This is a genomic window from Serratia sp. CY37869, assembly GCF_052168895.1.
In the GTDB taxonomy this organism is placed as follows: domain Bacteria; phylum Pseudomonadota; class Gammaproteobacteria; order Enterobacterales; family Enterobacteriaceae; genus Serratia; species Serratia ureilytica.
The window spans coordinates 293,574-318,485 of sequence record NZ_JBJNLU010000001.1 but is presented as its reverse complement, the minus strand read 5'-3'; the positions used below and the strand labels follow the sequence as shown (position 1 = coordinate 318,485).

Below are 24,912 nucleotides of genomic sequence, written 5' to 3'. Positions count from 1 at the left end.
TGCAAGCCGATAAAAAAGCCGGTCATCATGACCGGCTTTTTTTATTCCATCACCCGATGAATCTGCAAATACTGCAGTAGCATGATGGTTTTGCCGTCTTTAATCCGGCCATCGGCGATCATCGCCACCGCGTCGCGAAACGGCAGTTCGATCACCTCAATATCTTCATCTTCAATGCCGCCGCCGGCCGCGCGCCGCTCATCGTCATGGTATTCGGCGATAAAGAAGTGCACGATCTCGGTCACGCCGCCCGGCGACATGTAGGCTTCGAAGATTTTCTTCACCTCGCTGACCTGAAAACCGGTCTCCTCCACCGCTTCGCGGCGCGCGCACTGCTCCGGAGAGTCGGCGTCCAGCAAGCCGGCGCAGGCCTCGAGCAGCATGCCGCTCTCGTTGCCGTTGACGTAGGTCGGCATGCGGAACTGGTTGGTCAGCACCACCGTGCCCTTGGCGCGGTTATACAGCAAAATGGTGGCGCCGTTGCCGCGATCGTAGACCTCGCGCACCTGTTGCACCGAACCGCCGTTTTTGCGTTTCAGATCGAACGTGTACTTGTGCAGCACATACCAGTTGTCCGACAGCAGCTCTTTCTTCACATTCTCAATTTTCGACGACATAACCCTTTTCCCTTGCGTGACAACGTGAAGATCATACCGCGATTAGGCCGCGCCGCGGCAGACGATTTGCAACAAAAATCACACCGCGCCCCGCCGGACAAGCCGGGACTTAACATTGCTTAAAATAATGAAAAATAAGTCGCGCTCAGGCGCATGAGATTGCATAAAACCCAGTGCGATTCGCCCCCCAAAGACAAATCGTCAGAGGAAACCGGCCCGCCGCTGAAAATCGACGGGCGTTTCGCTATTCATTTGATTACACAACCACAATTGTTCCCGTTTTGTTGACAACTTGATACAAATCGCGGTGCATTTTAGTTGCAAAAGTTATAGTTTTGCTTTCGAATGAAACTGGCGACGCGCCCTACCTGAGAGAAGGATCCTTGATTGCTTGTTAAACGTTCCGTGACCGGCAGCCTGGCCAAAGCGCTGTTCGGCATCGTGATACTGTCGGTGCTCGCCACCGGGTTGGCGTTGACCACCGTCGCCGGCAGCCAGAGCGATGCCGAAGCGATCAATATCGCCGGTTCGCTGCGCATGCAAAGCTACCGGTTGGCCTTCGATCTCGACCAGCAGAGCCCAGAACTGGAGCTGCACCTGCAGCAATACCGGCAGTCATTGCAGGCGCCGGCGCTGCAAAAACTGGCGCGCTTCTACGTACCGGCCGAGGTGCGCAACCATTATCTGGCGCTGCAACAGGCGTGGCAAACGATGGAGCGGCAGATCCGCAACGGGCAGGCGATCGCCTATCGGGCGGAGGTCGCCGGTCATGTCAATCGCGTTGACCATTTCGTATCTGCCCTGCAGCGCTATTCCGAACTGAAACTGACCCTGGTGGCCGCCGTCAGCGTGCTGGGTTACGCCGCCATCATTGGTCTGGTGCTGTTTTGCATTCGTTTCATGCGCCGCCAGGTGGTCACCCCGCTGCAGCATCTGGTCGACGCCAGCCAGCGCGTGCAACAAGGGGATTTTCGCCACCCGCAGTTGGACGTGACGTTGCCGAACGAGCTCGGCGTGCTGTCGCAAACCTTCAGCGCCATGTCGGACGAACTGGCCCGGCTCTATCAGTCGCTGGAGCTGAAGGTACAGGAAAAAACCCAACGTCTGCAGCAGGCCAATGAAACGCTTGAGGTGCTGTATCGCTGCTCGCAGGCACTGAGCGTGCGCCAGCTCGATCAGCAGGCGTTCGAAAATGTGCTGCGCATCGTGCGCCAAAGCGAACGGCTGCGCTGCATCCAACTGCACGTAGCGGACGGCCAAGGCCAGTGGCGGCTGAGCGAAGGGGAAGCGGCGCCGACGCAGGCCTGGAACGCGCTGCCGATCACCCAGGGCGACAAGCCGCTGGGCGAGTTGCGCTGGCAGCCCGAGGCGCACCCGCCGCATCCTCACCTGATGCAAAGCCTGGCCAATATGTTGGGCCGCGGCGTTTACTTCAACCGGGCACAAAAGCAGCACCAATATCTGCTGTTGATGGAAGAGCGTGCGACCATCGCCCGCGAGCTGCACGATTCGCTGGCGCAGACGCTGTCGTTCCTGCGCATCCAGCTGACGCTGCTGCGGCGCAGCGCCGCCGATCCGGCGGCGCAGACCATTATCGACGATTTCGATCGCACGCTGGCCGATGCCTATCGCCAGTTGAGAGAGCTGCTGGCCACCTTCCGCCTCAACATTCAGGAGGCGGATCTGAACGCCGCGCTGGAGCAGCTGTTGCAGCCATTAAAAGCGCTAACCCCCGCGCGGATTCAGTTACACTGTCGGCTGTCTTCGCAGGCGCTCAACGCCCAGCAGCAGGTGCACGCGCTGCAGATCGTGCGCGAGGCGGTGCTCAATGCCGTCAAGCACGCCGGGGCGAACGAGATTACGGTGTGTTGCGAGGTCAACGCCGCAGGCGACAACGTTTTCAGCATTACCGACGACGGTTGCGGCATCGCCAGTCTGGAGGAACCGGAAGGGCATTATGGTTTGACCATCATGAGCGAACGCGCGGCGCGATTGGGAGGAACGCTGCACATTCAGCGCAGAAGCGGCGGCGGCACGGCGGTTTGCCTGACATTCTCGCCCTGACCTTGCGGCTGTTCATTCTGCGTTACGGTTGCCGCCGGGCGGAAGGCCGTCCGGGGAGGTTTACGGCGCTGATTGCCGCTATTTTTGAAGAGACAGTCCCACTGTGAAGCACGCCGCAGGGCGCGTTTGAGTGGCTTTACTTGCTACAGGGAGCATATTTCATGGTGATGAAGCAATACCGAGTCATGATCGTTGACGATCATCCGTTGATGCGGCGCGGCATCAAACAACTGCTGGGACTGGATGCGCGATTTAGCGTGGTGGCGGAGGCCGGCAACGGCAGCGAGGCGGTTGCGCTGGCGCTGCAGCACGCCCCGGACGTGATCTTGTTGGATCTGAACATGAAGGGCATGTCCGGGCTGGACACGCTGCGGGCCCTGCGCGACGAAGGCGTGGACGCGCGCATCATCGTGCTGACGGTCTCCGACGCGCGCAGCGATCTGTATGCGCTGATCGACGCCGGCGCCGACGGCTACCTGCTGAAAGACAGCGAGCCGGAACTGCTGCTGGAGCACATCGGCGCCGCCGCCGAGGGGCAGAACGTGATCAGCGACGCCATGGCCGACTATTTGCTGGCGCGCAGTGAGCAGCGCGATCCCTTTGCCGCCTTGACCGAACGTGAGCTGGATGTCTTGCAAGAGGTGGCGCGCGGCCTGTCCAACAAACAGGTAGCGGCGCAGCTGCATATCTCTGAAGAAACCGTGAAGGTGCACATCCGCAACATACTGCGCAAATTGGACGTGCGTTCTCGCGTGGCGGCGACGGTGATGTACCTGGAGCATAAAAGCCAATGAACGTCAGCCCCGGCAACTGCGCCGGGGCAGCTTACTCGATGGCGCTGAGCAGCGCCTGATGGTGCTGGTGCACCCAGCTCTTGTTGAACGGCCCCCAGCTTTCCAGCTGATAGAAACCGTCGTTGTTGCGCACGCCCTGCTGCACGAACTGCAGCTCGACGCCCATGCCGGGCAGCGCCTTCAGCACATCCTGCAACGTGCGGCGCGGCCAACCGGTCAACGCCATCAACCGCGGCACATTGGGCCGCTCACTGTGACTGATCAGCCAGCACAAATAAAGCCGACGGGCAAATACCGGGTTAATTCCCATGCCAAGCTCCTGCTGTAAGGTGAGTCCTGTTTATTTCCGGTTCCCTGCGCGCGAAAAAGGCACGCAAGGCCTTCGACAGTCATAAAAATGTCTTAATCGCGTCTCGTTGTCGGCAAACAAGCGCCAACGCCGTTTTACGCTACCGTTATTTACACTATCTCCTTTTTTTCTCCACGCTTTCCTCGGCTTTCCCGAGTACAGTGCAATAGCGCCGGGATCCCTCCCTGCCGCTGAAATGCATAATTCTGATGCGTTTTAAAGATAGAACAAGTCATAACGAGGTTCGCGCTGCATGGCCAATTTTTTTATTGATCGCCCGATTTTCGCCTGGGTGCTGGCAATAATTCTTTGCCTGACCGGAGCGTTGGCGATTTTTTCTTTACCGGTAGAACAATACCCGAATTTGGCGCCGCCGAACGTGCGCATCAGCGCAACTTATCCAGGCGCTTCGGCGCAAACGCTGGAAAACACCGTCACGCAGATCATTGAACAGAATATGACCGGCCTCGACAACATGATGTATATGTCGTCGCAGAGCACCAATACCGGCCAGGCGACCGTCACGCTGACGTTCGAAGCCGGCACCGACCCCAACGAAGCGATGCAGCAGGTGCAAAACCAGCTGCAGGCGGCGATCAAACGTCTGCCGCAGGCGGTGCAGAATCAGGGGGTCACGGTCTCGAAATCCGGCGATACCACGCTGATGATGGTGGCGTTCGTCTCCACCGACAACAGCATGGACAAGCAGGACATCGCCGATTACATCGTCTCCAACCTGCAGGATCCGCTCAGCCGCATCAACGGCGTCGGCAGCATGGACGTCTACGGCTCGCAGTACGCCATGCGCATCTGGCTCGATCCCAACAAGCTCAACAGCTATCAGCTCACGACCCAGGACGTGGTCAAAGCCATTCAGTCGCAGAACGCCCAGGTGGCGGTCGGCCAGTTGGGCGGCACGCCGTCGGTCGATAAACAGGCGCTGAACGCCACCATCAACGCCCAGTCGCAGCTCCAGACGCCGGAGCAGTTCCGCCAGATCACCCTGCGGGTCAATCAGGACGGTTCGCTGGTGACGCTGGGCAACGTCGCCACCGTTGAGTTGGGCGGCGAGAACTACAACTACCTCAGCCGCTACAACGGCATGCAGGCCGCCGGCATGAACATCAAGCTGGCTTCCGGCGCCAACGAACTGCAGACCGACCAGTTGGTGAAGGACAAAATCGCCGAGCTGTCGCAATACTTCCCGCACGGGCTGGAAGCCAAAGTGGCCTATGAAACCACCCCGTTCGTCAAAGCCTCGATCAAGGACGTGGTGAAAACGCTGCTGGAGGCCATCCTGCTGGTGTTCCTGGTCATGTACCTGTTCCTGCAGAACTTCCGCGCTACCCTGATCCCCACCATCGCCGTGCCGGTGGTGCTGATGGGCACTTTCGCCATCCTCTCCGCCTGCGGCTTCAGCATCAACACCCTCACCATGTTCGCCATGGTGCTGGCGATCGGCCTGCTGGTGGACGACGCTATCGTGGTAGTGGAGAACGTCGAGCGCGTGATGAGCGAGGAAGGCTTGCCGCCGCGAGAGGCCACGCGCAAATCCATGGGGCAGATCCAGAGCGCGCTGGTCGGCATCGCTCTTGTGCTGTCGGCGGTGTTCGTGCCGATGGCGTTCTTCGGCGGCACCACCGGGGCCATCTATCGCCAGTTCTCCATCACCATCGTCTCCGCCATGGTGCTGTCGGTGCTGGTGGCGATGATCCTGACCCCGGCCCTGTGCGCGACGCTGCTTAAACCGATCGCCAAGGGGCATCATCACGGCAAGCGCGGCTTCTTCGGCTGGTTCAACCGCATGTTCAACCGCAATGCCGATCGCTATGAGCGCGGCGTGGGGCGCATCCTGCACGCCAGCGGCCGCTATATGGTGATTTATCTGCTGCTGCTCGGCGGCATGGCGCTGCTGTTCATCAAGCTGCCGACCTCGTTCCTGCCGCAGGAAGACCGCGGCATCTTCACCGTACAGGTGCAGCTGCCGGCGGGATCGACCCTGCAGCAAACGTCCAAAGTGGTGGAGAAGGTCGAGCAGTACTTCCTCACCGAAGAGAAACAGGACGTGTTGTCGGTGTTCGCCATCATCGGCTCCGGGCCGGGGGGCAACGGCCAAAACGTGGCGCGCCTGTTTGTCCGGCTGAAAGACTGGGACCTGCGCGCCTCGGGCGCCAACAGCTCATTCGACATCATCGATCGCGCGACTCAGGCATTCAGCAAGATTAACGAAGCCCGGGTGATCGCCAGCAGTCCGCCGGCGATCACCGGCCTCGGCAACTCCTCCGGCTTCGATATGGAGTTGGAAGACCACGCTGGCCTCGGCCACGCCAAGCTGATGGCGGCGCGCGATCAATTGCTGCAGCTCGCCGGGCAAAATCCACTGCTGTCGCGCGTGCGCCACAACGGCCTGGACGACAGCCCGCAGTTGCAAATCGATATCGATCAACGCAAGGCTCAGGCGCTGGGCGTGTCGATCGACGACATCAACAGCACGCTCTCTACCGCCTGGGGCTCGACCTACGTCAATGACTTCGTCGATCGCGGCCGGGTGAAAAAAGTCTACGTGCAGGCTGCGGCGCCGTTCCGCATGCTGCCGGATGACATCAACAAATGGTATGTGCGCAACAGCACGGGCGGCATGGTGCCGTTCTCGGCCTTCGCCAGCTCGCACTGGGAGTATGGTTCGCCACGGCTGGAACGCTATAACGGCAGCTCGGCGCTGGAGATCGTCGGCGAAGCGGCCAACGGCGTCAGCACCGGCACCGCCATGGCGGAAATGGAGAAACTGGTCAGCCAGCTGCCGACCGGCTTCGGTCTGGAATGGACGGCGATGTCCTATCAGGAACGGCTGTCCGGCTCGCAGGCGCCAGCGCTGTACGCCATCTCGCTGCTGGTGGTGTTCCTGTGTCTGGCGGCGTTGTACGAGAGCTGGTCAATTCCGTTCTCGGTGATGCTGGTGGTGCCGCTGGGGGTGATCGGCGCGGTCGCCGCCACCTGGCTGCGCGGCCTGGAGAACGACGTTTATTTCCAGGTCGGCCTGCTGACCATCATTGGGCTGTCGGCGAAAAACGCCATTCTGATCGTCGAGTTCGCCAATGAGCTGAACCAGAAGGGGCAGGATCTGATGTCGGCGACGCTCGACGCGTCGCGCATGCGCCTGCGGCCGATCCTGATGACCTCGCTGGCGTTCATCTTCGGCGTGCTGCCGATGGCCACCAGCAGCGGCGCCGGTTCCGGCAGCCAGCATGCGGTCGGCACCGGGGTGATGGGCGGCATGATCTCCGCCACCCTGCTGGCGATCTTCTTCGTGCCGCTGTTCTTCGTGCTGGTTCGCCGCCGCTTCCCCGGTAAAGCGCATCCTGCCGCCACACCGCCCGCCGAAGAGTGATCGGCGGCGCATAAAAAAAGCAGCGTCGGATGACCGATGCTGCTTTTTCGAACGAATATCTCGTTCCCACGGTGTTTCAGTAATTTTCCAATGACTCAACCTTGCCATCGGCTTCATCGCTGTGTCAGTTGCCCAACATCTCATCAATGAAGTCTTTCCAGTTTCCTAATTCACGATCAACCATAATACTTTACAACCTCAATCATTTGACGAAGCGGATTCTACGCCTGTTTTTTGACCATGTGAAGGGAAACGGGAACGATGCCGGGCCCGGAAACCGGGGTTAGCGCACATTTTCGTATTTATCTGATCAATGTTCAGTGCGGCTATTCCCTTGTGATATCAATTTCTCCACGATAGCGTGTAAAAGGTATAACAATACGCCAATGGAGCGCCGATCATGTCCACCTCTTTGTCTGTCTCACAGTTGAAAGCGCAAGGTCATTATCAGGAAGCCACTGCGCTGGCGTTGCGGCAACTGGCGGCAGAGCCGGAAGCGGCGATGCTGCATTTTCAGCTGGCCTGCCTGTACGACGTTCAGGGTTTGGAGCGACAGGCGATTCCCTGCTACCTCGCGGCGTTGGATCGCGATTTGCCGCCCGCCCAGCGCCGTGAAGCCTGGCTGGGCCTCGGCAGCACTTACCGCGCCCTCGGGAAATACCCGGCTTCGCTGCGCGCTTTCGACGATGGCCTGGCTGAGTTCCCGCAGGCCAACGAGCTGATGCTGTTTCGCGCCATGACGCTGTACAACCTGGGTGAAGGTAAACGGGCCGTGGCCGATCTGTTGTTGTTGCTGGCGGAAACCTCGTCAGACCCCGACATCCGCGGCTATCAGCGCGCCATTCGGCACTATGCCGCCGATCTCAATCATATTGATTAGAGGAAAACGATGGAAATCATCACCGATATGAACCGCCGCGCCATCGACTGGCGGCGGCTGTGTGAATTGCTGCAGGCCGCCGGGCTGGGCGAACGCGATCCGCATACGCTGCAACGCGTTTATCAACACAGCCAGTTTTGCTATTGGGGGTTTATCGGCGATGAGCTGATCGCCACCGCGCATGCCATCAGCGATTTGACTTCGGTCGCTTACCTGGCCGACGTGGCGATCGATCCGCGCTTTCAGGGGCAGGGATTGGGGCGCCGGTTGATGGACCGGGTAATGCAAGATCTGGCGCCGCTCGGCAAGGTTTTCATCTATTCGGTGCCGGAAAAACTGGCTTTCTATGAAAAGTACGGTTTTCACGATTTGACCACCGGCATGGTGTTCGCAGAGGGGGATGCTCTGTGGCGTTTGCAACTGGGGGGCTACGTGCGTTAATCGCGCATTACAACGTTCGGCTGATAAAAATAGGGCGGCAGATGCCCCGCAGAATTGCTGCCGCTGTCAGGATCTTTCACCACGGCCGACGATTGTCGTAGCCGATATATTCATCGTTAACGCGATCCAATCCGTCCACAAGACAAGACGCTATTTCCGACGTGATCTTATCGGAAATTTCGATCCGGCATTCTTTCATGCCGTTCCCCCGTATAAATCCTCCCCACTTGCACAACGCACGCAGCTTAAAACATCGCATTTTTTTGATTAAGATTTATCTTTGCCATTAATTTGGCGCGCGCCATGAGATTGTCCCAGCACACTCTTTGAACTGCGCTAAAAATAAGCAACACCCCTCGCTAAAAAGCAAGAAATATCTTAATTATTAATTCATTAACATTCCCTCCCTCACAAAAACGATCGATATTAACGATCGAATATTTTATTTTGATAGCCATTTTCTATGTTAATTCCTTTTAATAACCGGAGTATTAATAGAGGATTTCTATTCTATTCCTCTTTCTTCACTGGGCAGCTCGATTAAAAACCAAATTTACTCTTTATAAATCATGCTAGTATATGGGGCTTTCCTGATTGTCCACCGCAGGATAGCGTTCTTTCCCTGAGGCGCCCAATAAGTTCAATGTGAAATTATTTAGATTGTTTCTTTTTTTATGTTTTAAGATATCAATCCTCACCGGGAAATAGAAATTAAGGGATTATAATAAAATGAAAATTGATATTTTCAGCGAGTGTGCCTATACCGCTATCGGCATCCGGCAGCTCATCAATCAAACCTGGGCGGAGAAACGCGCGCCGGCCGGTTTTAGCCGCAAAAGAGTCTGCTTTATCGATGTCACTATCGCCAATTTTGAAGCGCGCTACCGCGATGAATATGCCAACCCCAATACCTACAAAATAGTCATTATCACCGACTGCCTGCATGACATGGTGATTGTCGACAGCAAGACCATTATATTATCAAACCTTATATCATTGAGCCGCTTCAGCCACCTGATCGGCGACTTATATAAGCGCTACAGCCACTATACCGAGCCGCCGCAACTCTCTCAGCGCGAATCGCATTTTCTCTCGGAATGGTCGACGGGAAAATCGCTGGCCGACATCAGCAATGCCATGAATATCAGAAATAAAACCGCCAATCATTACAAGTCGCGAATAATGAAAAAACTCGGCGCCAGCCGGATAAAACCGCTCTTGCATATTACCCGCGTACGGTGTTTGACCGATCGTTTAAACATAAGGATCAATAAAGAGTAGCTCTCTCTCCGCCAGCTCTGCATTGGCGGCAGAACGCGTTCGCCGGCGCCTTTTCACCAGCACGGTCGGCGAAGGCAGCCGTTCAACCACGTTGCCGACCTCTTATCCCTGGCGCGCAATCGCACCTCGCACGCATCGTTGTCTGGATCTCGCCGCCGCTTTACTGGCATTATCTCTGCTATCGCCGGGCGGCTAGCGGGCCAAAGATCGCCCACGCCGCTCAGTATCGACTCGACGAGACAGGTAGCTTTACGCCATGGCAAACAAACCGCAACAGACAACGCTGACGATGTACGGCATCAAAAACTGCGACACCATCAAAAAAGCCCGCCGCTGGCTGGAAGATCAGGGCGTGGCCTATCATTTTCACGACTATCGCGCCGACGGCCTGGACGAACAACGGCTGCGCGGTTTCGTCGCGCAACTGGGGTGGGAGCCGCTGCTCAATACCCGCGGCACCACCTGGCGCAAGCTGGATGAAGCGCAGCGCAACGCCTGCGATAACGCCGACGCCGCCATCGCGCTGATGCTGGCGCAGCCGGCGATCATCAAACGCCCGTTGCTGGACGCCGGCAACGGGCGCACCCTGCTCGGTTTCAACGCCGACGCTTACCAGCAATTTATCGCCGAGGTCGCCGTATGACTTGCCCGGTTATCGAACTGGCTCAGCAACTGATCAAACGCCCTTCCCTCAGCCCAAATGATGAAGGCTGCCAGCAGCTGATGATCGATCGCCTGCAGGCGATCGGTTTCACCGTCGAAGCAATGGACTTCGAAGATACCCAAAACTTCTGGGCCTGGCGCGGCGAAGGGCAAACCCTGGCGTTTGCCGGGCACACCGACGTAGTGCCGACCGGCGATGAAAAGCGCTGGGACAACCCGCCATTTGAACCGGCGATCCGCGACGGCATGCTGTACGGCCGCGGCGCGGCGGATATGAAAGGGTCATTGGCCGCGATGGTGGTGGCCGCGGAACGCTTTGTCGCCGCCAACCCGAATCACCGGGGTCGTCTGGCATTCCTGATCACTTCGGATGAAGAAGCCAGCGCCACTCACGGCACGGTTAAAGTGGTCGAAGCGCTGATGGCGCGCAACGAGCGGCTGGATTACTGCCTGGTCGGCGAGCCGTCCAGCACCGAGCGCGTCGGCGACGTGGTGAAAAACGGCCGTCGCGGCTCCATCACCGCCAACCTGCATATCCACGGCGTACAGGGGCACGTCGCCTATCCGCATTTGGCGGACAACCCGGTGCACCGCGCCATGCCGGCGCTGAATGAACTGGTGGCGATCGAATGGGATCGCGGCAACGAGTTCTTCCCGCCGACCAGCATGCAGATCGCCAACGTGCAGGCCGGCACCGGCAGCAACAACGTGATCCCAGGCGATTTCTACGTGCAGTTCAACTTCCGTTTCAGCACCGAACTGACCGACGCGATGATCAAGCAGCGCGTGGAAGAGCTGCTGGAACGCCATCATCTGAATTACAGCATCGAATGGCGGCTGTCCGGTCAGCCGTTCCTCACCTCGCGTGGCGCGCTGGTGGATGCGGTGGTCAACGCCGTCGAGCACTATTCTGAATTGACGCCGCAGCTGCTGACCACCGGCGGCACCTCCGACGGCCGCTTCATCGCGCAGATGGGTGCACAGGTGGTGGAGCTGGGGCCGGTCAACGCCACCATCCACAAGGTCAACGAATGCGTCAACGCCGCGGATCTGCAGCTGCTGAGCCGCATGTATCAACGCATCATGGAGCAATTGATCGCATGATCAACGCAGAAATGCTCACCGGCCGCTCGACCGAGCACCTGGCGCCGCTGAGCGGCAACCATCGGCTGCAGCCGGAAGCCGTCAACGCGTTTCTGGCGATGCAGCAGGCGGCGCGTGCGGCGGGATTCGATCTCCAGCCCGCCAGCACCTTCCGCGATTTTGACCGGCAGTTGGCCATCTGGAATGGCAAATTCTGCGGCCAGCGGCCAGTATTAGATAAGGACAGTCAACCGATCGACGTCGCGCCGCTGTCCGCCGCCGAGCGCTGTGAGGCGATCCTGCGCTGGTCGGCTCTGCCGGGCGCCAGCCGCCACCACTGGGGCAGCGATCTGGACGTGTACGATCCGTCGCTGTTGCCGGAAGGGCAAAAGCTGCAGCTGGAACCGTGGGAATATGAGGAAGGCGGCTACTTTGCGCCCCTTAACCAGTGGCTGACGGCGCATATGGCCGAATTCGGTTTCTACCGCCCCTTCACCGAAGACTGCGGCGGCGTAGCGGTGGAGCCGTGGCATCTGAGCTACCGGCCGCTGGCGCAAGAAGCCGAACACTTGCTGACGCCGGCGCTGTTGCTGGCGGCCTGGCAAGACAAGGAGGTCGCCGGTGCCGAATGGCTCGAACGCCATCTGCCATCGATTTTTTCGCGTTTTATACGCAGTAAAGGAAAGGAGTAGCTATGCAATGGTTAGCTGATTACTGGTGGATTATCCTGCTGGTTCTGGTGGGGATGGTCGTCAGCGGCATCAAGGAACTGCGCCGCGTTGACGTCAAAAGCTATCTGGCCAACAAGCCGGAGATACCGCCGCACCGCGACAACAACGCCCAGTGGGATGACGAAGACGACTGGCCGAAGAAGAAGTGATATCAGGGCGCTCATCGGCGCCCTGAATTTTTAGCGGAAGGCGATCAGCTCGCCGCGCTTGCCGGACAAGGCTTCGTCCCAGTAGCGCTGCGGCACATAGTAATGCAACCTTTCCAGCGCGGCGTTCATCATGCCCTGGTTGATCGCATGCCCAACGTCCTGTTCCACGTCCAGCGTGAAATCGGCGCCGTTGGTCCGCAACGCCTCCGCCGCCGCGTGAGCATGCTGCACCGCGATCACCGCGTCCTCTTCGCCGTGGATCAAATGCACCACGCTGTCGCCGAACGCCTGCTCAGGCAACTGGGCGAAACGCCCGCTGAACGCGACCACTCGCCCGGCGAGGCGGGTTTCCGCCTTCAACGCCTCCAGCGCCATGATCGCTCCCTGCGAGAACCCCACCAGGGCAGTGCCGGCATAGCCAACGCCGCTCAGCTGCTGCCAATGGCGCACCACGGCCACAAACTGCGGCATTACGTCTGCGATGCGGGCCACGCGGTTCTCTTCGGTCACGTCCTGCACCGAAAACCACTGGCGGCCGGCGCCGTTGCCAAACGCTGCGGGGCCACCGATGCTTACCACCTGCGCCTGGGGAAACTCTTTGGCGAAGTAACTGCCGATCTCCCCCATCGCCACCGGGTTGTCGCCGACACCGTGAAACAGCAAGATCAGCTGCGCCGCCGGGGTCGCCGGGCTTTGGACAACGAAATGCTCATGTTTCATCGATGACTCCTTAATAGTAACCAAACCTGACGCAGCGACTGTCGTCGCCGCACCGCTGACAGCCACTATACGCCACTGAGAAATCGGGAAAATCGGGTTTTATTGAGCAAGTTCTTCAATTTATTGCAATGACTGCGCCCAGTCGCGCCAGTAGCGGCAGTGCTGCGCATTCAGCTGTTCCAGCGCCTGCGCCGTTTCGTGCCGCCAATGGCGCAGCAAGGCTTTCTGGCCGCTGACGCCCGCCCGCTCTGCGCACTCCGCGGGAGAGTGCCGCCGCTGCAGATGGCCGCGCAGTGCGGGCAGCGGCAGACTGCTGGCCAACAGCAACCGCTGCAACGCCCCCAGGCTGGCCTCCAGCGGCCGATGGGCAAAAGCGAACCCGGCCAGCTCGCGCCAGTCCTCTTCGCCGAGCGACGTATCGCCATCGTCGCCCGGGATCGCCAGCGTTAGCTCGATACGCTGCCGCAGCCAGGGCCAGTCGCGCGCCAGATGCTTGTGCGCCGCGTGCCGCAGCGCCTCTCCTTGCTCGCTCAGGGGCAAGATCGCCATCGCGGTATAGCAGCCGCTGCTGGCCTCCGGCTTGCTGCCGATGCGCACCAGCTCGAAACCGCAGGATTGCCAAAAGCGCCACAGCGGCTCGGTATAGCCGAAGCTGACCGACAGGAAGTCCAGCCCCTGCGCCTGACGGCGTTGCCGCTCGATCAACTGGCGCGCGATACCCCGCCGCCGCAATGCCGGCAGCGTCGCGATGCGGGTAATGCGCCGAGACCGCAGCGTCGGCGCCCACCATTGGCCGCCATGCGCCGCCAACGACTGCGCCACCAGATTGCCGCGCGGCCGACGGCGGCCGGCCCACACGTCGTGCGCCAACTCGGCGCTCAATCCGCCCTCTTCCACCAGCCACACGGCGCCGACCACCTCCAAACCGGCCTGCGCCAGCCCAAAATGCATGCCGGGCGCATCCATCAACCTGCGCAAATCCAGCGGTGAGGTGCGGTAATGCGCGCTGCTCAGCAGGGCGTAGAAACGCGCCAGCCGCTGCGGATCGGCGCACAGCTCGCCTTGTTCCGCCTGGCTGTAATCGATCGCCTGGCCATCCGCCGGCCAGGCGGGCAGCTCGTTGAACAACAGCGCATTGTCCGTTATCCGTTCCAGCGCATCCCCCTGCGCCCAACGCATCGGCTGATGCAGGCTCAGCGCCTGATAGGCCGGCAGCCCGGCGCAAAACTTCAGCAGAAAACCGCGGCCAGTGCCTTCATAGCCCTGCACCGTGGTGGTCAGCAACACGCGCGGGAAATAGCCGATCAACTGCTGCAACAGCGGCGCGGGGATCGCCGCCGCCTCATCCACCAGCAGCCACCCCACGGCGCTGACGTCGCCTTCCCGGCACTGCGCCAACAAGGCATCGGGCGCCCAAAACTGCGCGCGCCCCTGCGCCCATTCTCCGGCCACCGCCGTGGCGGCGCGGCTCGGCCCGGTGATCCAGCAGGTCAGCGGCGACTGCGCCACCAGCATGCCCGCCAGCGTCGATTTGCCGCGGCCGCGGGCGGCGGTCAGCACCCACACGCCGGACTCGGCCTGCAGCAGCGCCGTCAAGATCGCCTGTTGTTCCTCGGTCGGCCGGCCATCCGGCGGCTGCCACCCTTCACGCACCGGCAGCGCGGCCAGCGTCAGGGGCTCATCCTGCCGCCAGATCGTCACTTCGCTGTCGTCGGTCAGATGCTGCTGCAGATGATGAATGAAATGCGGCGTGGTGATCGGCTGCGGGCAATCGCTCCAGCGCAGGCTGTCGCCGTCCGGCAACTGAGCCCATTGCCGCCAGGGCGGCGTCAACAGCAGCAGCCAGCTGCCGGCGCGCAGGGCGCCACTCAACGCCGCCAGCGCCTCTACGTCCAGCGAATGACCGGCATCGAACACTGCGTGCAGCCGCTCCTGCCCCAGCAATTGACGCACCGCGCCGCTCGCCAACGCCGCCTGACCGGGCGGCGGATTCTCCCCGACCCAAGGCCAGTCGCCGGGCAACGTCGCCGCCAGCCGCTGCGCCTGTTCGCGGCACCACTCGGGTTCGCCGCTGAGCACCAGCAGGCGCCGGATGCCCTGCCGCCGCATGAGTTGTTGCGCTGCCTGTAGCATAAGGCTGTATCTCAATTCGAAAAAAATGCCGGAGTCAGGCTCCGGCACGTGAGGTGTTAACGGGATGCGAAGGTGTTGCAGGTATTGGGATCGCCGCTGTCGAAGCCCTGTTTAAACCAGGTGTAGCGCTGCTGCGAAGTGCCGTGGGTAAAGCTGTCCGGCACGACGCGGCCCTGGCTCTGTTGCTGCAACCGATCGTCGCCAATCGCCTGTGCGGCATTCAGCGCCGCCTGCAGGTCGCCCTCTTCCAGCATCTGCTGCTTCTCGGCGTATTTGCCCCATACGCCGGCAAAGCAGTCCGCCTGCAGCTCCATTTTCACCGACAGGCGGTTCACTTCCGCCTGGCTGGCGCCCTGCTGCATCTGGCGTACCTTCGGCTCGATGCCCAGCAGGTTCTGCACATGGTGGCCGACTTCATGCGCCACCACATAGGCCTGAGCGAAATCACCGCCGGCGCCCAGCTTGGTCTTCATGTCCTGATAGAAAGACAGATCGATATACACCGTTCTGTCGCCCGGGCAGTAGAACGGCCCCATCGCCGCCTGACCGGTGCCGCAGCTGGTGCGCGTCACGCCGCGATACATCACCAGCTTCGGCGGTTGGTAGGTTTTGCCCATGCGCTGGAAAATCTCTTTCCAGTTATCTTCGGTCGAGGCCAGCACCACCGAAGTGAATTTGGCCAGCTCATCGTCTTTCGGACTGATGCTGGCGCTCTGTTGTTGACCCTGAGGAGCGACATTACCGCCGTTCAACAGCGGCGACAGATCGATGCCGTAATAGCCGGCCACCAGCACCACCACCAGAATGACGATGCCACCCTTGCCGCGCACCGGCACGCGGAAACCGCCGCCACCGCCGCCCAAACCTGAAGACTGCCCGCGACGATCCTCAACATTGTCACTTTCCCGACGCCCTTGCCAACGCATAAATACACTCCAGATATTTCCCCTGCTCGTTGAAGATGCCGCGCGTTGGTAAGCGCAAAGGCAGCTTCAAGCCTGAGTGGGATAGGTTTTAGTCATCTCGCATCCATCATTATAAATGGTCTGCCGCGGAGGAAATGTAGAAATTTTCTGGAAAAATGCAGAACAGCGGGACGATCCGGCCGGATCGCCCCGAATGGCGGTGCCAACGCTTAGTCGAGCTTCACGCCGATGCGGCGCGCCACTTCTTCGTAGGCTTCGATCAGCCCGCCCAGGCTTTGACGGAAGCGGTCTTTGTCCATCTTGTCCAGGGTGTTTTTGTCCCACAGACGGCTGCCGTCCGGCGAGAATTCATCGCCCAGCACCACTTCGCCGTTGAACAGGCCGAATTCCAGCTTGAAATCGACCAGGATCAGGCCGGCGTCGTCGAACAGCTTGGTCAATACTTCGTTGGCGCGATAGCTCAGCTCACGCATGCGCGCCAGATGCTCTTTGCTCACCCAGCCGAAGGTTTCGCAGTAGGATTCGTTGACCATCGGATCGTGCATGGCGTCGTTTTTCAGGAACAGATCGAACAGCGGCGGGTTCAGCACCAGACCTTCTTCGATGCCCAGACGCTTCACCAGCGAACCGGCGGCGCGGTTGCGGATCACGCATTCCACCGGCACCATGTCCAGCTTCTTCACCAGCACTTCGTTGTCGGACAGCAGACGCTCCATCTGGGTCGGGATGCCGGCTTCTTCCAGTTTGCTCATGATGAAATGGTTGAACTTGTTGTTCACCATGCCTTTGCGATCGAACTGCTCAATGCGCTGACCATCCAGTGCTGACGTATCGTTGCGGAACTCCAACACCAACAGATCGGGATTCTCGGTGGTGTAAACGGTTTTTGCCTTTCCGCGATACAGCTCAGCTAGCTTTTGCATCTTACTTACTCCAGTGATGTATCCCCGTTGTCTCCCGAGCGCGGCCCGAAATTAGGGGGTATAGAATTGACCTAATGAATTCTTTGGCGTGCCGGGCACTATTGTGCCAAACCTGCGACGCAAACGATACCGTATAGACAAAACAAAAAGGGGCCGAAGCCCCTTTTTGGTTATTTAACGCTGGTTTTACTGAAGGCAGACTGGAATGCCGCCACCAGTGCGTCGTTTTTCGACTGGGTGAGCGGTTTGCCTTTCGGATCGATGAATTGCAGACTGGTGCGGTTGTTGAGATCGCCGACCTGCAGCTTGTAATCCCCTTCCGCCAGCTCAGGATCCTTGACGCCCAACGCATCCCAATCGCTGCTGCTCAGGGACTTGTAGGTCACGGCGACGGTGCCCTGCGGACGGCTGCGGTCACCCACTTTCATCCCCAGTTTTTCGAGCGCCGGCGGCAGGCGATCCCACACCACGGTGTACGGGCCGCGCACGACCAGCATCGGCAGGCCGGTATCATCGGCGCCGCTCTGCACGTCCAGCGCGCCGAAGCGGCTGGCGGTCTGGCTGCTCGCCAGATTGTCCTGCTTGTCCAGACCTTCGATCAGGGTGTTGATCATCATGCCATTGTAACGCTGGATCTCAGACTGATCGGTGACCTGTTCGGTCTTGCCCTGCTGCTGCAGGCCAACGCTTTTCACCACCAGCGCCTGCTGGTAGCCTTGTTGCTGCACGCTGATCTGATAACGGCCTTCGTACTGGTTGTCTTCGTCCAGACGGTTCCACTTCACCCAGTCGGTGGTCAGGGTCTGACCGGCGTCCTGGCGGGAAGCGATCGCGATGTTCTTCGCCTGCAGCAGGCTGACGACGCGCGACCACAGGTTTTGGTTCTGCGGGCTGTTTTCCAGCAGCAGCGTGCCGCTGTCGCCGGCGTATTGCGCGCGAGAACCGCTCAGCAGCGCCAACGGCTGCACCGGCGGACGAATGTCCAGTTGCTTGCCGACGTTGCCTTGCAGCGTCGTGGCGGGCACGTCATAGTTGCCGCTCTGCACCGGCAGGATCATGCCGGACGGCGCGTTCAGCGCCTTGAGCGGAGCCGCGTCGAGGTAAGCCTCGTCGCCGCTGACCTGGCGCTTGTAGCGCTGATCGCTGCTGCAGGCCGCCAGCATCATCACCAAAGAGATGCCCACTACTTTTGCTACCGTCGACTTTTGCAATGAATAAGCCATCAAATTTCCCTTAGAGTTACAGCAAACCGACGCTTTTCAGCGCGCGCTCCACCACCGGGCGGGCGGTTTCGCTCAACGGCGTCATCGGCAGACGCAGCGTATCGGTTGCCATCAATCCCAACGCCTTACAGGCCCACTTCACCGGAATTGGGTTTGCTTCTACAAATAGATCCTGATGCAACGGCATCAAGCGCTGATTTAAGCGGCGCGCTTCGGCGAATTTGCCCTGCGCCGCCAGCGCACAAAGTTCCGCCATCTCGCGTGCAGCCACGTTGGCCGTCACGGAAATCACCCCTTTGCCGCCCAGTTGCATGAAGTCCAGCCCGCTGGCGTCGTCGCCGCTCAGCAAAATGAAGTCTTCATCGTCAACCAGCACTTGGATCTGACTAACGCGACTTAAGTTCCCCGTCGCTTCTTTTACAGCAACAATATTCTTGATTTTCGCCAGCCGAGCGATGGTCGGCGGCAGCATGTCGCAGCCGGTGCGCGAAGGCACGTTATACAGGATCTGCGGCAGCTCGGTGCTCTCGGCGATCGCCTTGAAGTGCTGATACAGCCCTTCCTGCGTCGGCTTATTGTAGTACGGCGTCACCGTCAAACAACCTACCACGCCAGTGTTGGCGAAGCGGGTGGTGAGCGCGATGGCTTCGGCGGTAGCGTTGGCGCCGGTGCCGGCGATCACCGGAATGCGGCCGTCGGCCAGCTCCAGCGTCTGCAGCACCACGTCAACGTGCTCGTCATGGGCAAGCGTTGCGGACTCGCCGGTGGTCCCTACGGAAACGATCGCCGCGGTGCCACTGGCTACATGATAATCGATCAATTTTTTCAGGCTCGCGCGATCGACAGCACCTTTGTCGTCCATCGGCGTAACCAGTGCAACAATACTTCCCGTAAACATTGGCCGTCCCCTCCACAAACAAGTCACTCATGGTACTTTTGCTGCCTATCCAAAAGCAAGCGCACAACCGCGTTGTAAGCGCTTGGCAGGCGGTTTTTTTTATGTTTACCATGGTAACCCCATTAAGCACGACAGGAAGCGCCATTTTGCCTCAGTCAGACGAACACTATCTCGTGATTACCGCGCTCGGCGCCGACCGCCCCGGAATCGTCAATACCATCACCCGCCACGTCAGCAGTTGCGGATGCAATATCGAAGATAGCCGTCTGGCCATGCTGGGAGAGGAGTTCACGTTCATCATGCTGCTGTCCGGCAGCTGGAACGCCATCACCCTGATCGAATCCACCCTGCCGCAAAAAGGCGCGGAGCTGGAGCTGCTGATCGTGATGAAGCGCACAAACTCGCATGAAAGGCCGCCGATGCCGGCCACCGTGTGGGTTCAGGTCGAGGTGAAGGACTCGCCGCACATCATCGAACGTTTTACCGATCTGTTCGACTCCAGCCAGATGAATATCGCCGAGCTGGTCTCACGCACGCAGCCAGCGGACGGCGACCTGCCGCCGCAGCTGTATATTCAAATCACCGCCCACAGTTCCGGCGATCGGGACGCCTCAAATATTGAGCAAGCCTTCCATCGCCTATGTACAGAATTGAACGCGCAAGGCAGTATTAGCGTGGTGAACTATCCACAGCATGATGAGAAAGATGGAGAGTAGTGATGAGCCCATTGAAAGCCGGTGACACAGCGCCGAAATTTAGTTTGCCTGACCAGGACGGTGAGGAAATTAATTTGGCCGACTTCCAGGGACAGCGAGTATTGGTTTATTTCTATCCGAAGGCGATGACGCCGGGCTGCACCGTGCAAGCCTGCGGCCTGCGGGACAACATGGACGAATTGAAAAAGGCCGGCGTCGAAGTGCTGGGCATCAGCACCGACAAACCGGAAAAACTGTCGCGCTTCGCCGAAAAGGAGCTGCTCAACTTCACGCTGTTGTCTGATGAAGACCATCAGGTATCGCAACAGTTTGGCGTGTGGGGCGAGAAAACCTTCATGGGCAAGACCTATGACGGCATTCATCGCATCAGCTTCCTGATCGACGCCAAAGGCAAGATTGAAAAAGTGTTTGATGATTTCAAAACCACCAATCACCACGACATCGTTCTGAACTACCTGCAGCAGTAATTCTCACGAAGCGCAGCGGCCAGCTGCGCTTCGTCTCCCTCCGTCAGCCGGCCTTGTCTTCCACCTCGACCCGCAGTTCATCCGGCCAGGCGTGAATCACCGCCTTCACCAGCGTCGCCAGCGGTATGGCGAAAAACACGCCCCAGAAGCCCCACATTCCGCCGAACACGATCACCGACAGGATAATCACCAGCGGATGCAGGTTGACCGCCTCGGAGAACAGGATCGGCACCAGCAGGTTGCCGTCCAGCCCCTGCACCACCAGATAGGCGACGATCAGCGTCCAGAAATCGGCGCCGACGCCCCACTGGAACAGCGCTACCACCACCACCGGTATGGTGACCAGCACCGCGCCGATATAGGGGATCAGCACCGAAAAACCCACCAGCACCGCCAGCAGCAGCGAGTAGCGCATGTCCAGCACGGCGAACACCAGGTAGGTCGCCACGCCGACAATCACCATCTCCAGCACCTTGCCGCGAATATAGTTGGTGATCTGCTGATTCATCTCGTTCCAGACCTGCCCCGCCAGACCGCGATTGCGCGGCAACACGCGGCGCACCGCGTTCAGCAGCTGCTCTTTGTCTTTCAACAGGAAGAACATCATCATCGGCACCAGGATCAGGTAGATAGCCAGCGTCAACAGGCCGACCAGCGACGCCAGCGAGAATTTCACCACCGACTCGCCCATGCCGGACAGCCGGCTGCGCAGATTTTCCGCCATCATGTCGATGATGCCGGCATCCACCAGCGCCGGATAACGCTTCGGCAGCGTCGCGGCAAAGTTATAGAACTGGTTGAGCATGCCCGGCAGATCGCTCATCAGATTGATGCCCTGCTGCCAGGCGGTCGGCGCGACGACGAACACCAGCAGCATGGCGACGCCCGCGAACACCAGCAGCATGATGCTCGCCGCCCAGGTGCGCGAACAGCCGATGCGCTGCAGGCGCGCGGTCGGCCACTCCAGCAGATACGCCAGCACGATGGCGACCAGCAACGGGGTCAGAATGCCGTGCAGAAAATAGAGAATGAGGAAGCCGGCGACCAGGATCACCAGCAACGCGATAGCCTGTGGATCGGTGAAACGGCGGCGGTACCACTGTAATAGCATCTCCAGCATCAGAGCGGGCTCCTCGAGATTTGACGGGCGGGCATGGCGATTCCTGTGATGGGCCTGATTAAAGCATAGATAGAACGTCGCACGTGGGGGTGTGCAAAGCACTCAGAGTACTCAAAGTTCGCCATACATCAACAGCGATTTGGCTGAATTTATCGCGCCGGTGGGCGATCGGCGCAAAAATCCGCAGACGCCGCGTCAGAGTCGGTGAACGGCCCCGGGCGGGGCCGCAGAAGATTACAGCGAGGCACTGATGGAGAGCGGCGAACCGACCGCCAATGCGAACAACAACACACAGCCGATGGCGATCGCCGCCGCCAGATCATTTTTCATTGTCCTGTCCCTTGATGATGCGTAAACCGATTATCGCCACGAACTCTGTCGGTTCTTTACGTTGAAGGCCTATGCCGATGCACACCATTAAAAACCCCCGCCTAAGCGGGGGGAGAAAACGTTCTGGTGCATCAAGTATTACAAGGAGGTCATGAGGGATTGCTAACCCTAAATGACTATTTCAAGCTAGGATTATTCCCAGAGCATGGCAAGCGATCGCGTCGAGGTTCTCCGCACTTTGAGAAAAACCTCATAAAAAAATCCCGCACGGCAGCGGGATGAAGGGATGATAACGTCATAAATTTTTTATGCGGACAATGAGGCGGTATTGTCGTCATTTGGCGACAATACCGCGCCGCTCAGGCGGTCTCAAGGGAAATCTGACCGCCGTCAGGAAATCAGAATTTCGCCAACGCACGCGATCGTGAGCCATTCTGCAGCAACGAAAAAATGGGATTTTCGTCAGACAGCCGTCGAGCAAAAACCGGTAGCATGGCCGATATCATCCCAAATGCCGTAAGGGGGAAAGATGAACAGCAAACCGTGTGAATTTGATGAAGCCATCTGTCTGGCAATCGGGCGTGGCGTTTGCGAAGTCGTGAAGATAGGGGATGAAATCAGCGTCTTCTCCCTGTTGGAAGCTATCGAATGCTTCATCGAACGACAGGCGCTCAGCGAAAGCGAAATCGCGGCGGCGGACGACGCGCTGGATTTGATCAGCGTACTCACCCACCGGTCATGCTGAAAAACGCCCTCCCGGTGGCAAAGGAACCGGCGTCCCATCGCATGTGGGACGCCGTCGTTTCTGTATCGATTAGAAGTCGTAAGTTACCGACGCTTTCAGCGTCCTCGCCTGTCCCTGGAAGACGTAAGTGCCATTGCTTTCTACGCCGGACCAATACTTCTCATTCGTGACGTTGTCCAACCCCACACGCCATACCAGCGTGTTTTGATCCTCATTCAAACGCATGCGATAGCGAAGGCCGAGATCCAGGGTCGTGAAACTATCGAGCTTTTTGGTATTGGCAGAGTCGGCATATTGCGAACCGGTATGCCGCACTTTCGCCGTTGCCGTCAGGCCATCGATTGGCTTGATATCGTATTCCGCTCCCAGTACCGCGTAGAAGTGCGCTACGCCGATAGCGTCTTTGCCATCGTTACGACCGCCCTGGGTTTTGGTCAACTCAGGCGAAAGCCAGGTAGCGCTGCCGTTAAGGCGCAGGCCGAATGCCGGTTCGCCGAACACATTCAACTCCACGCCGCGGTTGCGTTGTTCGCCGTTCAACGTGTAGTAGTTGTTGCTGTCGATCATGGTGGCCGGCTTTTTGATTTCAAACAGCGCCAACGAGCCGCCCACGCGTTCGAAATCAACTTTCACCCCCACTTCATTTTGCTTGGAACGGGCGATACCGGTACTTTGCCCGAAGTTGGCCGCCTCTTTCGGCGCGATGCCGCCAGGCTGCAAGGCCTCGGTATGGTTGGCATAAAGCGACACCGTTTCCCACGGCTTGTAGACCAGCCCGAACGTCGGCATCCAACGGCTTTGCGTATAACGAGAGGCGGTATCCTCCAGACCGGTGGCGTTGCTGTAATTACGCACCACCACTTTCTGATGGCGCGCGGCCGCCGTTAACAACACCCGGTCGCCGAAAAAGCCCAGCGTATCGCTGAACAACCAGCCCTGCGTCCGGTTGCGCGCCGTGGTCAGCGGATCGCTGTAGTTGCCACCGAAATAGGCGTTGTCCGGTATTGCGACATCATGGTTATCGTAGATATTGGTCGTCGGATTGTTGGCAGACATGCGCCACGCGGTTTTGTCGCGTTTAATCTGCGCGGAATAACCGACGTTGACCCGATGCGAAACCGCCCAGGTCGTGAACTTGCCCTCAAGCCCCGCCATGCCGCTGAAAGCGTCGATGATGCGATTGGTGTCCAGACGCCCAACCGTGGCATCGCCGTTGGCGTTGATGAGCTTCGGTGCGCTGTAAACGCCGGTTTCATGGCCGTGCTGCGCACCCAACCCGGCATAGGCCTTCCAGTCGCGGGTTAAATCATATTCCGCTTTCGCCATGCCGAATTCGTTCTCGATATCGCTGTAGCCCCACTGCTGACTGTAATTTTTACGGGTGTCAGGCACTGCGGGTATCACATCGATGCCGCTGATGTTGACCCCCATCGTTCCGCCATGGAAGGTCTTTTTCTGATAACCGAAGTCCAACGATGAACGGAAACGATCGCCGCGATAGTCCAGCCCGACCGATGCCAGCGTGGTGCGCCGCTTATCATCCTCAACCGCCGTTTCCCCCTCTCGGTGTACCAGGTTGACGCGAGCGCCAAACTGGTTGTCGTCACCAAAACGGCGGCCCAGATCCAGCTTGCCGCCCACCTGAGAATCGGAGGTGTAGTCGAGGCCGATCTGAGTGGTCGGCGTTTCTTCCGCCCGTTTCGGTTCAAGATTGATCATGCCGCCAACGCCGCTGGAAGCCAGGCCGTTCAGCAAGGCGTTCGCCCCTTTGAAGATCTCTACCCGCTCCAGCATCTGGGTATCCATCACCTGACGCGGCACCACGCCCGGCAGCCCGCCCATCGTCATGTCGTCGCCGTCCAGTGAGAAACCGCGGATGCGATAGGTTTCGGCGAAGTTACCGTATCCCTGCACCGCCTGCACACCCGCGTCGTTGCTGACCACGTCGGCGATGGTCTTCGCCTGCTGATCCTGTACCAGCTTCGCGGTATAACCTATGACGTTGAACGGGACGTCCATCGCTTTCTGTTCGCCCAACATTCCCAGGCGGCCGCCGTGGGCAACCTGTCCATCCAGGTAGGCGGGAACCAAATCATTGCCGCCGGAGTTGAAATCGGCGTGTTTTTCGGCCCGGACGACCAGGGTGTCCTCCTGGTTTTTCTTGGCGTCGCCGTCTGCGGCCAGCGCGCCTTGGCTCAGCGCGCCGATAGCCAGCGCCAGCAGCGTTTTGCGTAAAGGGGAATTCGTTGTACTGGTGTTGTGCATAATTCA

At 59.2% G+C, this 24,912-nt stretch carries 24 protein-coding genes; 13 read left to right on the top strand and 11 right to left on the bottom strand.

From position 1 onward, the window contains the following. Positions 1-41: 41 nt before the first annotated feature. Positions 42-617, bottom strand: a complete 576-nt coding sequence (nudK, locus tag ACJ8J1_RS01610; RefSeq protein WP_033643990.1) for a GDP-mannose pyrophosphatase NudK — start codon at positions 615-617, stop codon at positions 42-44. A gap of 387 nt (positions 618-1,004) precedes the next feature. Here nudK and narQ point away from each other — a divergent pair, with 387 nt between their 5' ends. Together narQ and ACJ8J1_RS01600 are read left to right on the top strand one after the other, a co-directional pair. Further along, positions 1,005-2,681 (top strand): nitrate/nitrite two-component system sensor histidine kinase NarQ, encoded by a 1,677-nt coding sequence (gene narQ, locus ACJ8J1_RS01605; RefSeq protein WP_033643991.1) that lies wholly within the window; start codon positions 1,005-1,007, stop codon positions 2,679-2,681. A 161-nt stretch (positions 2,682-2,842) separates the two neighbouring features. Beyond that, the gene (locus ACJ8J1_RS01600) at positions 2,843-3,475 is read left to right on the top strand and encodes a response regulator (RefSeq protein WP_033643992.1); all 633 of its coding nucleotides are present in this window, start codon (positions 2,843-2,845) and stop codon (positions 3,473-3,475) included. A gap of 31 nt (positions 3,476-3,506) precedes the next feature. On the opposite strand, the gene ACJ8J1_RS01595 is transcribed toward ACJ8J1_RS01600, so the two are convergent. Further along, positions 3,507-3,785, bottom strand: coding sequence for a winged helix-turn-helix domain-containing protein (locus ACJ8J1_RS01595; protein WP_004941750.1), 279 nt, complete (start codon positions 3,783-3,785; stop codon positions 3,507-3,509). A gap of 292 nt (positions 3,786-4,077) precedes the next feature. Between ACJ8J1_RS01595 and acrD the strand changes: the two genes are divergently transcribed. Beyond that, positions 4,078-7,212 carry a multidrug efflux RND transporter permease AcrD gene (gene acrD / locus ACJ8J1_RS01590; RefSeq protein WP_033643993.1) on the top strand — a complete coding sequence of 1,045 codons (3,135 nt, stop codon included), beginning with the start codon at positions 4,078-4,080 and terminating at the stop codon, positions 7,210-7,212. A gap of 124 nt (positions 7,213-7,336) precedes the next feature. Here the strand turns inward: acrD and ypfM are convergent, their stop codons facing one another. After that, entirely contained in the window at positions 7,337-7,396 is a 60-nt protein-coding gene (gene ypfM, locus ACJ8J1_RS01585) for a protein YpfM (protein WP_100396732.1), read from the bottom strand. Positions 7,397-7,612: 216 nt separating this feature from the next. Between ypfM and ACJ8J1_RS01580 the strand changes: the two genes are divergently transcribed. The 7 genes from ACJ8J1_RS01580 to ACJ8J1_RS01550 all read left to right on the top strand — a co-directional run bounded on the left by ACJ8J1_RS01580 (position 7,613) and on the right by ACJ8J1_RS01550 (position 12,440). Further along, entirely contained in the window at positions 7,613-8,092 is a 480-nt protein-coding gene (locus ACJ8J1_RS01580) for a tetratricopeptide repeat protein (protein ID WP_033643994.1), read from the top strand. A gap of 9 nt (positions 8,093-8,101) precedes the next feature. Further along, positions 8,102-8,533, top strand: coding sequence for a GNAT family N-acetyltransferase (locus ACJ8J1_RS01575; RefSeq protein ID WP_033643995.1), 432 nt, complete (start codon positions 8,102-8,104; stop codon positions 8,531-8,533). A gap of 729 nt (positions 8,534-9,262) precedes the next feature. Beyond that, a complete protein-coding gene (locus ACJ8J1_RS01570) occupies positions 9,263-9,814 on the top strand; it encodes a LuxR C-terminal-related transcriptional regulator (protein WP_033643996.1) in 552 nt (183 codons plus the stop codon). Positions 9,815-10,070: 256 nt separating this feature from the next. Then, positions 10,071-10,457 carry an ArsC family reductase gene (locus ACJ8J1_RS01565; protein WP_033643997.1) on the top strand — a complete coding sequence of 129 codons (387 nt, stop codon included), beginning with the start codon at positions 10,071-10,073 and terminating at the stop codon, positions 10,455-10,457. Further along, positions 10,454-11,581, top strand: a complete 1,128-nt coding sequence (gene dapE, locus ACJ8J1_RS01560; protein ID WP_033643998.1) for a succinyl-diaminopimelate desuccinylase — start codon at positions 10,454-10,456, stop codon at positions 11,579-11,581. Before ACJ8J1_RS01565 ends, dapE begins: the two co-directional genes overlap by 4 nt. Further along, positions 11,578-12,252: a M15 family metallopeptidase gene (locus ACJ8J1_RS01555; RefSeq protein WP_033643999.1), complete on the top strand. Its 675-nt coding sequence runs from the start codon at positions 11,578-11,580 to the stop codon at positions 12,250-12,252. Before dapE ends, ACJ8J1_RS01555 begins: the two co-directional genes overlap by 4 nt. Positions 12,253-12,254: 2 nt before the next feature. Further along, positions 12,255-12,440 (top strand): YpfN family protein, encoded by a 186-nt coding sequence (locus ACJ8J1_RS01550; RefSeq protein WP_004941720.1) that lies wholly within the window; start codon positions 12,255-12,257, stop codon positions 12,438-12,440. Between the two features lie 30 nt (positions 12,441-12,470). Here ACJ8J1_RS01550 and ypfH read toward each other — a convergent pair whose 3' ends face one another. From ypfH to dapA, 6 genes are all read right to left on the bottom strand, one after another. After that, positions 12,471-13,160: an esterase gene (ypfH, locus tag ACJ8J1_RS01545; protein ID WP_042785172.1), complete on the bottom strand. Its 690-nt coding sequence runs from the start codon at positions 13,158-13,160 to the stop codon at positions 12,471-12,473. Between the two features lie 120 nt (positions 13,161-13,280). Further along, on the bottom strand, positions 13,281-15,293 hold the full coding sequence (locus ACJ8J1_RS01540) for a tRNA(Met) cytidine acetyltransferase TmcA (protein WP_033644001.1): 2,013 nt from the start codon (positions 15,291-15,293) through the stop codon (positions 13,281-13,283). Positions 15,294-15,349: 56 nt separating this feature from the next. Next, complete coding sequence (ypfJ, locus tag ACJ8J1_RS01535) at positions 15,350-16,219, bottom strand: KPN_02809 family neutral zinc metallopeptidase (protein WP_033644002.1); 870 nt, start codon at positions 16,217-16,219, stop codon at positions 15,350-15,352. Positions 16,220-16,428: 209 nt separating this feature from the next. Next, positions 16,429-17,142: a phosphoribosylaminoimidazolesuccinocarboxamide synthase gene (gene purC, locus ACJ8J1_RS01530; RefSeq protein WP_033644003.1), complete on the bottom strand. Its 714-nt coding sequence runs from the start codon at positions 17,140-17,142 to the stop codon at positions 16,429-16,431. A 170-nt stretch (positions 17,143-17,312) separates the two neighbouring features. Further along, positions 17,313-18,365 (bottom strand): outer membrane protein assembly factor BamC, encoded by a 1,053-nt coding sequence (gene bamC, locus ACJ8J1_RS01525; RefSeq protein WP_033644004.1) that lies wholly within the window; start codon positions 18,363-18,365, stop codon positions 17,313-17,315. Between the two features lie 16 nt (positions 18,366-18,381). Next, positions 18,382-19,263, bottom strand: coding sequence for a 4-hydroxy-tetrahydrodipicolinate synthase (dapA, locus tag ACJ8J1_RS01520; protein WP_033644005.1), 882 nt, complete (start codon positions 19,261-19,263; stop codon positions 18,382-18,384). A gap of 110 nt (positions 19,264-19,373) precedes the next feature. On the opposite strand from dapA, the gene ACJ8J1_RS01515 reads away from it, so the two are divergent. Together ACJ8J1_RS01515 and bcp are read left to right on the top strand one after the other, a co-directional pair. Further along, positions 19,374-19,979 carry a glycine cleavage system transcriptional repressor gene (locus ACJ8J1_RS01515; RefSeq protein WP_369795937.1) on the top strand — a complete coding sequence of 202 codons (606 nt, stop codon included), beginning with the start codon at positions 19,374-19,376 and terminating at the stop codon, positions 19,977-19,979. A gap of 2 nt (positions 19,980-19,981) precedes the next feature. Continuing rightward, positions 19,982-20,446 (top strand): thioredoxin-dependent thiol peroxidase, encoded by a 465-nt coding sequence (bcp, locus tag ACJ8J1_RS01510; RefSeq protein ID WP_033635500.1) that lies wholly within the window; start codon positions 19,982-19,984, stop codon positions 20,444-20,446. A gap of 43 nt (positions 20,447-20,489) precedes the next feature. Here the strand turns inward: bcp and ACJ8J1_RS01505 are convergent, their stop codons facing one another. Next, positions 20,490-21,566 carry an AI-2E family transporter gene (locus ACJ8J1_RS01505; protein WP_033644006.1) on the bottom strand — a complete coding sequence of 359 codons (1,077 nt, stop codon included), beginning with the start codon at positions 21,564-21,566 and terminating at the stop codon, positions 20,490-20,492. A gap of 859 nt (positions 21,567-22,425) precedes the next feature. Here ACJ8J1_RS01505 and ACJ8J1_RS01500 point away from each other — a divergent pair. Then, positions 22,426-22,641: a hypothetical protein gene (locus tag ACJ8J1_RS01500; protein ID WP_033644007.1), complete on the top strand. Its 216-nt coding sequence runs from the start codon at positions 22,426-22,428 to the stop codon at positions 22,639-22,641. Positions 22,642-22,710: 69 nt separating this feature from the next. Here the strand turns inward: ACJ8J1_RS01500 and ACJ8J1_RS01495 are convergent, their stop codons facing one another. Continuing rightward, positions 22,711-24,906, bottom strand: coding sequence for a TonB-dependent receptor (locus tag ACJ8J1_RS01495; protein WP_033644008.1), 2,196 nt, complete (start codon positions 24,904-24,906; stop codon positions 22,711-22,713). Positions 24,907-24,912: the final 6 nt, after the last annotated feature.

What these genes read in the sequence shown, in the direction of transcription:
- ACJ8J1_RS01575 (WP_033643995.1), top strand. Translation starts at nt 8,102, where the DNA reads ATGGAAATCATCACCGATATGAACCGCCGCGCCATCGACTGGCGGCGG.
- bamC (WP_033644004.1), bottom strand. Translation starts at nt 18,365, where the DNA reads ATGGCTTATTCATTGCAAAAGTCGACGGTAGCAAAAGTAGTGGGCATC.
- ypfJ (WP_033644002.1), bottom strand. Translation starts at nt 16,219, where the DNA reads ATGCGTTGGCAAGGGCGTCGGGAAAGTGACAATGTTGAGGATCGTCGC.
- purC (WP_033644003.1), bottom strand. Translation starts at nt 17,142, where the DNA reads ATGCAAAAGCTAGCTGAGCTGTATCGCGGAAAGGCAAAAACCGTTTAC.
- ACJ8J1_RS01505 (WP_033644006.1), bottom strand. Translation starts at nt 21,566, where the DNA reads ATGCTGGAGATGCTATTACAGTGGTACCGCCGCCGTTTCACCGATCCA.
- ypfH (WP_042785172.1), bottom strand. Translation starts at nt 13,160, where the DNA reads ATGAAACATGAGCATTTCGTTGTCCAAAGCCCGGCGACCCCGGCGGCG.
- bcp (WP_033635500.1), top strand. Translation starts at nt 19,982, where the DNA reads ATGAGCCCATTGAAAGCCGGTGACACAGCGCCGAAATTTAGTTTGCCT.
- ACJ8J1_RS01515 (WP_369795937.1), top strand. Translation starts at nt 19,374, where the DNA reads ATGGTAACCCCATTAAGCACGACAGGAAGCGCCATTTTGCCTCAGTCA.
- ACJ8J1_RS01565 (WP_033643997.1), top strand. Translation starts at nt 10,071, where the DNA reads ATGGCAAACAAACCGCAACAGACAACGCTGACGATGTACGGCATCAAA.
- dapE (WP_033643998.1), top strand. Translation starts at nt 10,454, where the DNA reads ATGACTTGCCCGGTTATCGAACTGGCTCAGCAACTGATCAAACGCCCT.
- ACJ8J1_RS01570 (WP_033643996.1), top strand. Translation starts at nt 9,263, where the DNA reads ATGAAAATTGATATTTTCAGCGAGTGTGCCTATACCGCTATCGGCATC.
- nudK (WP_033643990.1), bottom strand. Translation starts at nt 617, where the DNA reads ATGTCGTCGAAAATTGAGAATGTGAAGAAAGAGCTGCTGTCGGACAAC.
- ACJ8J1_RS01495 (WP_033644008.1), bottom strand. Translation starts at nt 24,906, where the DNA reads ATGCACAACACCAGTACAACGAATTCCCCTTTACGCAAAACGCTGCTG.
- ACJ8J1_RS01550 (WP_004941720.1), top strand. Translation starts at nt 12,255, where the DNA reads ATGCAATGGTTAGCTGATTACTGGTGGATTATCCTGCTGGTTCTGGTG.
- ACJ8J1_RS01540 (WP_033644001.1), bottom strand. Translation starts at nt 15,293, where the DNA reads ATGCTACAGGCAGCGCAACAACTCATGCGGCGGCAGGGCATCCGGCGC.
- ACJ8J1_RS01580 (WP_033643994.1), top strand. Translation starts at nt 7,613, where the DNA reads ATGTCCACCTCTTTGTCTGTCTCACAGTTGAAAGCGCAAGGTCATTAT.
- dapA (WP_033644005.1), bottom strand. Translation starts at nt 19,263, where the DNA reads ATGTTTACGGGAAGTATTGTTGCACTGGTTACGCCGATGGACGACAAA.
- acrD (WP_033643993.1), top strand. Translation starts at nt 4,078, where the DNA reads ATGGCCAATTTTTTTATTGATCGCCCGATTTTCGCCTGGGTGCTGGCA.
- ACJ8J1_RS01600 (WP_033643992.1), top strand. Translation starts at nt 2,843, where the DNA reads ATGGTGATGAAGCAATACCGAGTCATGATCGTTGACGATCATCCGTTG.
- ACJ8J1_RS01555 (WP_033643999.1), top strand. Translation starts at nt 11,578, where the DNA reads ATGATCAACGCAGAAATGCTCACCGGCCGCTCGACCGAGCACCTGGCG.
- ACJ8J1_RS01500 (WP_033644007.1), top strand. Translation starts at nt 22,426, where the DNA reads ATGAACAGCAAACCGTGTGAATTTGATGAAGCCATCTGTCTGGCAATC.
- ACJ8J1_RS01595 (WP_004941750.1), bottom strand. Translation starts at nt 3,785, where the DNA reads ATGGGAATTAACCCGGTATTTGCCCGTCGGCTTTATTTGTGCTGGCTG.